1 protein-coding gene is annotated in these 459 nt (G+C 76.3%); it reads right to left on the bottom strand.

The features are described from left to right. Positions 1–459, bottom strand: a 459-nt coding sequence (locus LPA54_RS38230) for a LuxR C-terminal-related transcriptional regulator (RefSeq protein ID WP_228984984.1), incomplete at both ends; no start/stop codon positions are given.

The following is a 459-nucleotide window of genomic DNA, read 5'->3' as shown; positions in this document are numbered from 1 at the left end:
CCACCGGTCCCACCCCGGCCCGCCGGGCCAGGGCGACCGCGGCCAGCGTGGAGTGCACGCCCAGCTTGCCGAGGACGTTCTGCATGTGGGTGCGCACGGTGTGCGGGGACAGGTACAGGCGCTCGGCGACGGCTTTGCGCCCCAGGCCCGCGACCATGCAGCGCAGCACCTCCCGCTCGCGCGGGGTCAGCGACTCCACCAGGCGCTCGCTCTCCGTGCGATGGCGCCGGGCGGCGGTCAACTCCCGCAGGACGCCGGTCAGCAGCGCGGGCGGCAGATGGGTCTCGTCGCGCAGCACGCCGCGGATGACGGTGAGCAGCCGGCTCAGCGAGCAGTCCTTGGCGACCCAGCCGGAGGCGCCCGCCTGCAGGGCGAGGGCGGCGCGGGCCGGGTCGTCCTTCTCGGCGAGCACGACCACCCGTACCTGCTGCTGCGCCGCGCGCACGCCGCCCACCAGGG

This window comes from Streptomyces sp. DH12 (genome assembly GCF_020873895.1).
Classification (GTDB): domain Bacteria; phylum Actinomycetota; class Actinomycetes; order Streptomycetales; family Streptomycetaceae; genus Streptomyces.
This window is presented reverse-complemented; position numbering and strand designations above follow the sequence as displayed.